Annotated in this window: 5 protein-coding genes; 1 reads left to right on the top strand and 4 read right to left on the bottom strand. The window is 70.7% G+C overall.

What is annotated here, in order from left to right; all coding sequences use genetic code 11:
- The coding region (locus tag G6O68_RS32585) for a hypothetical protein (RefSeq protein WP_206108278.1) at positions 1-594 on the top strand (594 nt) is incomplete at its 5' end.
- Between the two features lie 433 nt (positions 595-1,027).
- Here G6O68_RS32585 and G6O68_RS31100 read toward each other — a convergent pair.
- From G6O68_RS31100 to G6O68_RS31085, 4 genes are all read right to left on the bottom strand, one after another.
- A complete protein-coding gene (locus tag G6O68_RS31100; protein ID WP_206108277.1) occupies positions 1,028-2,563 on the bottom strand; it encodes a reverse transcriptase family protein in 1,536 nt (511 codons plus the stop codon).
- Positions 2,564-3,009: 446 nt separating this feature from the next.
- Positions 3,010-4,812, bottom strand: a complete 1,803-nt coding sequence (locus tag G6O68_RS31095; protein ID WP_240911579.1) for a hypothetical protein — start codon at positions 4,810-4,812, stop codon at positions 3,010-3,012.
- Between the two features lie 177 nt (positions 4,813-4,989).
- Positions 4,990-6,939 carry a hypothetical protein gene (locus tag G6O68_RS31090; protein ID WP_165253535.1) on the bottom strand — a complete coding sequence of 650 codons (1,950 nt, stop codon included), beginning with the start codon at positions 6,937-6,939 and terminating at the stop codon, positions 4,990-4,992.
- Between the two features lie 324 nt (positions 6,940-7,263).
- Positions 7,264-8,513 (bottom strand): IS4 family transposase (locus G6O68_RS31085; protein ID WP_165253534.1); only part of this gene is annotated, 1,250 nt, incomplete at its 5' end.

Raw genomic sequence — 8,513 nt, 5'->3', positions numbered from 1 at the left:
TGCGGCGGTGCTCGTCGTCTCGCGCCGGGCCTGGAGGGACCCGGGAGCATCATCTCGCGCCCCCGGCCGAAAGCAACCCCGAGCCCGACTGCCGGAGACGTCGAGGAGCCGAGGCCGGCGGCGAGGGGGGGCGGGCCGGCCTGCTCGTACGGCCGCGACGGCCGTCGTGAGGCGGCGGCTCGGCCGCGGGCCGAGGGCTTCGTCGTCGACCGCGAGCGGGTTGCACGGCCCTGGGGCCGGGAAGGCCCGAAGGTGCTCGCGACCGACCTCGCAACCGTCGGGCGTCCGGCGTCGGGGATCCTGCAGCCCCTCCTCATCACGGCGGGGGCGTGGGCGGTCGTCGCCGCGTCGGCGAGCCTGCAGCATGCCAAGGTCGCCGGGGTCATCGCCGAGAGCCTGAGGTGGGCCGGCGTCTCGCCCGTCACCGTCACCGTCGCGATCGACGAGGATGAGGGGTGCGTGCGACTTCAGAGCCGAGCCGTTGGACGGGTCCCACATCTCGGAGTTCCACTATTCGTCGACGTCGCGAAGCACCCGCCCAGGACCCATCCCGGCGTCCTATTTCAGCGGAAACGCGAAGAGGAGCTTCTATGAGGATCGAGGCTGCCGGGCGTCTCCATCAAGCGTTCTACGGTGCGATCGGGGCGAAGGACGTCCAAGCAGCGAATCCACCCGTCGGTCGTCTACAAAAGGTGATGCCTCCAGAGGCGAGTCGAGGGCCTGGACATCGAACATTGATGGATTCTCGGTGTCGGCGGCTGAATGCCGGGCGGTACGCGTTCACGGGCCAAGACGACGGTCGTCCAGAGTGGAGAGGTGCGGCGGCATCAGAGCCGATCCAACCTCCAGTCGGTAAGAGGCGACTCCGGCCCGCGCGTCGGCATGGCGGACCGAAGTGGCTACCATCACCTGGCCCCAACGACAGGCCGGATGCCGGAGGATTCACGGCTCCCGGCCGGCCCGTCTTCCTGGAAGCGACTAGATCGGGTGACTTGGCCCCGTGGGGCCGTCCCGGAAAGGCCTCACCCTACCGGACGAGTAGAGACTCCAGTTCGGCCCTGAGGGCAGCGCCGACGTCGGGCCGGGCCATTGCGACGAAGGCGATCTTGCCGCGGAGCCAGGCGAGGAAGTCGGGATGCCCCTCGCGGTTCTGGGCCGCGAGTCCCTCGCTCCGGGCGCGGTGCAGGATCGCCCGGAGCCGGCGGACTTCGGTACGGCGGACGCCCGGGCGGTCATTCACCACCAGGCCCGTAACGGTCTGGGCCGTCCCCCGGCGTAGGACGCGGCTCTTGGCCTCGTTGACCGCGAAGCCTTCGTCGCCGGCGAGGTGCCGGACCCGCGCCATCAAGTAGCCGACGCGGCCCTCAAGCACCTCGTCGCCTGAGAAAGTCAGGTCGTCGGCGTAACGGCTGTAAGTCAGCCCGAGCCGGGAGGCGAGGCCACCGAGGCGGCGATCCAGCCGACGAGTCACCTGATTCGAAAGGGCCGGGCTGGTGCAGGCCCCCTGCGGGAGTCCGCGGGGCCCGGTAGCGACGTGGTAGGTCTCGCCGGCGTAAACGACCGACCGACGCGGGCACTCGGTGCAGAGCAAGGCGAGGATGGTGGCCACGGCCGGCGAGTAGCCGAGCCGCCCGAAAACCGACCGGACACGGCGGAAGCCGATGCTCGGGAAGAAGCCCTCCAGATCCATGTTGACCACCAGCCGCTTGCGGCAGTGGGGCGAGGCATTGGTGAGAATGCTCCGGCCGGTCACGAAGCCGTGGGCCGTGGGCTCGACGGGCAACTTCGCGAGGACCTCGCGGAGGATCCAGCCCTGGGCCTCGGCCAGGCTCCGGTGCGGCGCGCTGAGGGTCCGCGTCCCCCCCGACTTCTTCGGGACGGTGAACTGGACATAATGGACGCGGGTCGCCGCCTCGTTGTGGAAGGCGAGCCAGCGGAGCTTCGGGACCGAGATACCGAGCGCGGCGGCCAGCTCGGCGGGAGTGCTGACGACGGGGAGGCCCGCCTCCGCGAGTTTGGAGGCGTCGCCGGTCCGGTCGCCCAGGCGACTGCTGACCCCGCGGCCGAGGAAGAGAATGTCGGTCGCCTTGCGCTGGGAGATCGCCTCGTCGCGGATCCGCTTCCTCTCGGCGGACTCGGCCTTCATCTGGGCCTTAAGCCGGGCGCGGGCCTCGCGGTCGGCCGCCACGGCCGCCTCACCGGCCCTCGCCGCCCGGTGCTCGACGGCCGCCATCGTCGGCTTCATCGCCTCCATCCGCGCACCGACATCGTGGATCTCCCGCAGTTGTTCGGGCGAGAGCAGGCCGTGCGTGACCAACGCGCGGTCGATCAGCTTGGTGCGGAGGTCGTCCGCCGGTGGGATCACGCTCCGGAGGCCGAACGCGAAGCTGTTGAAAAGGTTTTTCCCCTTCGCTTCCTCCTTGATCTCCTCTCGGGTGATCGGCAGGTAATCGCCGGCGTCGAGCGGGTCGACCTTCTTCGGCGAAGCCTCCTTCGTGGGATCGGTCCTTGCCGAGAAGTAGGGATCGGTCGAGGCCTCAGGGGTCGGAGGCGGTGCTGCCATCGCGGGACTTGATGGAGACGGATTGGGCTCGGCCGGTGCGGGCGGAGGGGGGCTCGGCAGGCCGAGGAGGGATCGCAGTAGACGCTGCCAGAAGCTCATGAGGGCGGCCGTCCGTCGGGTCGGTAGAAGGGAAGTCGAGGCGGGCCGCCGCCGACTTCGAAGCGACGACCGAGGGCGTTCACCGAGGCCCGGTGCGAGTACCTCACGCCGGGGACTTCGGTCGACTCAGCCCGGCGTGAGGTACTCGCACCGGGCCAAAAGAACAACGCGCTCGGGGAAGCAACGCGGGCGGCAAGCTCGGCCGCGGCGGAGCGCCGCGGCAGGGTGGTCTCGACGACGACCCGCCTCGACTAGGGTGCCAATGTGCCGGGCGGCCGGGGCCTTGTCAATGAAAAAGGGCGGGTGGTGCCGCAAGCCTCCGCCCGCACCAGAGTCCGGCTCGTCCTTCACCGCGTGAGCGAGGCGAACCAGTCATCGAGCGACGGGGAGCCCGTCCTCGCGTCGGCGGCATCGCGGAGCGCCTGGAGATGGCGGCAGGGGCCGCGACGGAGTCCGCCGGTGAAGTGGTGCGAGCAGGTACACTTGCCCCGTAGCATCCGTCCGTCGGCGTCGAGGAGGACCGTCACCGGGTGCTCCGGCACGCGGCCTTCGAGGACGCGGAGGCCGTCCGGACGCCGGTCGTCGCGGACGACTTGAGCCTTGCCCTCGGAGACGAGTTCCCTCGCCGCGGCCGTCTCCGGGTCGCCGGGGCCGAGATCGTCGGGAGCCAGGACGAACGGCATGACCTGCCGCCAACGGTAGACCCCGGCGTGCAGGTCCCGGATGACCTGGCCCTTCAGCGCGAGCCGATTGAGCCCGGCGGCCACGAAGGCCGCGGCCGCGCCGGTCCTCGCTCGTATCTCGTCGAACGTCAGGGCGGGTCGCTCGCGGAAGGTGGCAGCGATGTCGCCGATCAGGTCGGGGCTCGGCTCGACGGGGGGGGCGATCTGGTCGAGGGCCGAGGAGCCGGTCCAATGGTTGGCCGTCCAGCCCGAGAGGCCGAGCAGGAGCCTCATCTCGCCCATTCGGACCGACCAGAAGCTCGGCAGGCCCGTGCCGAGAAGATACACGTCGGCCCCGTCGAGCAGCGGCAGGAGCCTCGCCAGGAGCCGCAGCCGGTCGCGGCCCCAGACGCGGATCGTCTCCGACCTCGGGCCGTCGTAGGGCGACGAATGGATGACGATCCGACGTTCCCAGGGCTCGAGGACGATCGCCACCGGCCGGCCCGGGTCCAGTTCGAACCGGACGGCCCTCGGGCTCTTTGCGGCGCGGTGGCTTTGGAGGAAGGCGAGGACGCTGTACAGCCCCTCGCGGCCCAACGGCACCTTCCGCATCGGCAGGCTCATGGCCGATTGGAGCTGCATAAACCCGCGGAGCCAGCTCGACGGGAGGTCGATCTGCTCCTCGCGGTGCCCGCCCAATTCGCCGATCGTCGCCTCGAAGCCTCCGGGGTCGACGACGAACCGGGTGGGACGGTAGCTCCGCAGCGTCTGGAAGTGCTCGTAGAGCGACCACGAGTAGTCGACATTCGTCGTGCCGAGGGCCGTGTCGCGCTCGTCGGAGAAGGCGTCGCGGTCGACCGTGAGGCAGCCGTAGCCGCTCTCGTCGACGCTGAAGCACTCGAAGTAGACGACGTCGGGCGCGACGGTGATCACGGGGTCGCACGGCACCAGGAGCCGCCACAGTTCGGGGTCGTGCTTGCTCAGGTAGTTCGCGTACCTGGCCCGGGCGTTCCAGTAGACCGATCGCAGCTTATTGAACCGTGCCTCCAGCTCACGAACCTCGGCCGGGTCGATCCCGAGCGATTCCTTGAGCGCGGTCGTGCGGGCCTGCGACGCGGCGCCGCGTCGGATCTCGGCCTCCCGGGCCCGCTCCTGGGCGAGGTAGGCGTCGTGGGCCGAGCGGTCCTTCAACCCGTAGCGGAGGTCGCTGACGACAACGTCGTGCAGGGCGCCGACCGCCTCGCGGAACCGGAGCGGGTGCCGGAGCGCCGCGTCGAAGGCGACGCGGTCGCGTCGCAGGTTCGGCGCCAGGGCGATCGTCGCGCCGCCGGGGCCCGAGACGATGCCGCTCCGACCGCCGTATTCCAGGGAGATGTGCATCGTCTTGCTCCGTTCGGCGAAGGTGCCGAGCCCGCGAGCGTCCGGGCCGCCGCCGACTTCGAAGCGACGACCGAGGGCGTTCACCGAGGCCCGGTGCGAGCACCTCACGCCGGGGACTTCGGTCGACTCAGCCCGGCGTGAGGTGCTCGCACCGGGCCAAAAGAACAACGCGCTCGGGGAAGCAACGCGGGAGGCAAGCTCGGCCGCGGCGGAGCGCCGCGGCAGGGTGGTCTCGGAGACGACCCGGACGCCCCCGGGCTCGGCACGGGCGATGATGCCAGACGGTCAGGCCATTTGCAACTCCGGAAAGGTCCGTACGATCAGATCCCGGGCCGCCTCGTTTCGCTCGGCCAGGCCCACGACCGCAGTGAGGCCGGAGCGGAACTCGGGCCCGCGCACGGACCGCAGTGCGACGGCCAAAAGCGGCAGGAGGGCCGGCAAGTCGCCCGGTCGGGCCTCGGCGCGGCGGACCAACTGGCGGACGGCCACCGGCTTCGCCCGACCGCCGCGCTCGACGTTCAGCAGGACCGACGCCCAAAGCAGGCGGAGCAGGCCCGGGTCGAGGTCGCCGCGGTCGACGCGGAACCGTTCAGCCCCCCCGGCCTGCGCCTCCAGCTCGGCCACCAGCTTCGAGCGGACTTCATCGTAGGGCGACTCCATCAGCTTCCGCCAGGTCGGCACGTCGTCGCGGGCCCTCGGCTCGTCGAGGAACCAGCGCCAGCCTTCGGCGCGGGCTTCTTCGTGGCGGCTGTCGAGCCAGGCGACGACCCAGGAGGGGTCGAACTGTCCCGACCCGGAAAGAGCTTGGCGTGCCCAGGCGAGCAACTCGGGCCGCAGGGGCTCCGACTCGGCCTCGACCAGGCCGAGCAGCGCCCGGCATTCGACCTCGTCGCGCGGCGGCCTCGCTCGGAGCCATTGCAGTCCGAGACGGGCCAGCGGCAAGGGCCGCAGCTTCGCCAGCCGGACGGCCCGGTCCGTCCCGACGAGTTCGGGCGGGACGTGCTGCCCGGCCAGCTCGGTCAGCAGCCCCAGCGCGGCCGGCGCGGCGGCCTCCAACAAGGACAGCCAGCGCTCGACGGGCAGGTTCGCCAGCGCGGGATCGTTACGGAGCAGAGAGCCGACGAGGTCGACGACCTCTGGGTCGTCGACCTCCAGCAGACCCAACCGTTCCTCGAGAGGGAATACGGAGAGGATCGACGCCGGGTCGCGCCGGGCCATCCGGACGGCCCAGCCGCGCACGGCCCGACACGTCGATCGGCACAGCAGCTCGACGACCGCCCGGGGCGCCGCCGCCCAGAGCCTTGCGAACATCGGGGCCGGCTCCAGCTCGGCCAGCGACCGCCCCGGGGCGATCCGCCATCCCCGGTCATCGGAGACGAGGACCGGACTGTGGTGGAAGAGGATGTGCACCAAGCCCCAGTTGTCGACCAGGGCGAGGCCGGAGGACGCGTCGTCATCGCTATAGCGCAACAAGGCCTCCGTGACGGCCGGGATGTACCGCTCGGGGCTACGCCGGCCGAGCCGGCGGAAGTATCGCCAGACGCGGCGACGCAGGTAGTGCCGGGTCGCGACCGAGAAGAGTCGCCACCGGGCAAAATCCGCTCGCCGGTCGGCGGGGATTTGGGAGCGATTGCGGAAGTCGCGGGGGAGGAGGCGAAGGCGATAGACCCAGTCGGGGACCTGGAAGGACTGAGTCTGCCGAGAGGTCGGGTCCCAGCGCCAGGCGTCCCGAGGCTCGCCTCGGGGCATCACGGTACCCTGCGGCATGACGGCGGACCCCGGCTCGACCCAACGGGCCCACACGTGATGGCGCCCCCGCCAGTCGGTCCGGAAGTTCACCCGATCGGCGCCGCCAGCCGACCACGACGCGAGCAGCCTGCGGCCCTCCTCTACGGTCGCCACCTCCCGCTGCTCGACCCGCCACCGCTTGCGGCGGGCGCGGCGAATCGTGCGGTCGAAGGCGACGAGAAAGGCGGACATCAGGGCGTCGTCCCGTCGCTCCTCGGCCCGCTTGAACATCCGCTTGACCAGGGCCTCGTGGCGGTAGCTGTTGAGGGGCCGGTCGAGGTAGGCGAGCAGCATCGCCCGGGCCACGGGCCGGCGGTCGTCCATCCACCGCGCGGCGAAGGCCGCGAGGGCATCGGCATCGTCGATGCGACGGACCTCGTCCACGAACGTCGGATCACCCCGCTCGAACAGTTCCTGATCGACCAGCCAGTCTCCCGTCCCAGCCATGCGGGCCTCCTCGCGTCTCGGTCCGGTCCACGCAACACTGATAAGAAGGCCCGCGGCCCGAGTCAAGCGCCCGGGCCGTCCAAAACTCGGGGAAGCACGGCATTGGACCGGATAGGACGCCCGGACGACCCGCGGTTGCCACGCCAGAAGGGGGCGCAGTCGCCCGATCCCGGAAGCCCCGAGTATCACCGCCACCCCATACCTCGCGGCACACGGCCGTCAACCCGCGGCGGGTGGTCGCGCTCGCCACCGGAGCGGGATGGCACCATTTTCCGAGCCAGGGCCGACGACGAAGAACGCTTCGGTGTGGTCGACGAATGGCACTTAGATTTTGCTAGCTCGTTCGAGCATCTGGAGTTTGATCTCCCGCCGCGGCCTCTTCAGTTCTTCGTATCCCCTGGGCCCCTTCCTGGTCATGCGGGGCTCGAACCGGTCGGGCCGGTCGGAGACGCGGTGGGCGGCGATGGCCCCGAGCAGCTGCTCGTAGAGTTCCTCCTGGTGGCCCGCGCCGCAGTGCGACCGGTAGGCGATCAGCGGCCGGAACGCTTCGAGGACCTGGATCGCCGCCTTGAAGCTGATCGAGCGCGGCCCCACCCCCTCGATGGTCGCCGCCTGGGCCATCACCGTGCGGATCAGGTTGTACGCCAGGACGTGGGCCCAGATTTCCTTGCGCACCAGCTCCGGCGTCTTGCGCCGCAAAACATCCATCTGCAAGGTGATTTTGATCGAACGCAGATCCAACTCGTTGTTCCACCTGGCACGGTAGAGCGAAGCCAGCTCCTCCGCGCTCGCCTGCCCGGGGTCCCGGATGGTCGTCACGACGACGACCGACCGCGTCCTGAACCCGGGCTGCACCACGCGGAAGCGCACCTCGCGGACGGTGATCGCCTCGGGCAGCGCGTTGTACGTCGCCCGGTCCACCGAGCGGATCGACGACGGCTTCTTCCACACGACCACCTGATCGTCCTTGCCCAGGCGGGTCCCCTTGCGGAAGTCGGCCCGGCGGTGCGCCGACAGGCGGCTGACGGTGTCGACCCCGCGTTGCTTGAGCAGGTGCATCCCGACCCAGCCCGACATCAGGCGGTCGCCCGGCAGCACGTCGCCGGGGCGGAGCACGTCCCACAGCTGGCGCAGCGGGCTGACCTCGCCCTGGCCCTTGCCGGCGTAGCGGCAGACGCCCAGGTCGAGGATCGCGCCGCAGGACAGCGAGATGATCGCCCCGATCCGGGCGGGGGCGAAGCTCGTCCCGGGCACCTGGTTGTAGGCCAGAGGGTATTCCCGGCGGTTCTCCGGGGTGTCGGGCATGGAGACCGTCGAGCCGTCGAACAGGCAGAGGCGGCGGCCCTTCCAGAGCCACTGCGGGTCGACTCGCGCGTCCAGGTTCCGCCCCACGAGGCGGGCCACGGCGGCGAAGAACCGCTCGGGCAGGCGCTTCCTCGCCTGGCAATACGCCCCCGTCTCGGAGCTGCACGGCTCGAGCCCCTGCGAGACGCGGTGGGCGATCAGCCGCGCGACGGCGGCGCGGCGGGACTGGTCGGCGTTGAGCACCTGTCCGATGAACACCCAGAGGGTTA

Source organism: Paludisphaera soli, assembly GCF_011064595.1.
Classification (GTDB): domain Bacteria; phylum Planctomycetota; class Planctomycetia; order Isosphaerales; family Isosphaeraceae; genus Paludisphaera; species Paludisphaera soli.
The sequence above is the reverse complement of the archived record's forward strand: the minus strand, read 5'-3'. Positions and strand labels throughout refer to the sequence as shown.

Excerpts from the sequence above, each read along its gene's own strand:
- G6O68_RS31100 (WP_206108277.1), bottom strand. The coding sequence starts at position 2,563 with ATGGCAGCACCGCCTCCGACCCCTGAGGCCTCGACCGATCCCTACTTC.
- G6O68_RS31090 (WP_165253535.1), bottom strand. The coding sequence starts at position 6,939 with ATGGCTGGGACGGGAGACTGGCTGGTCGATCAGGAACTGTTCGAGCGG.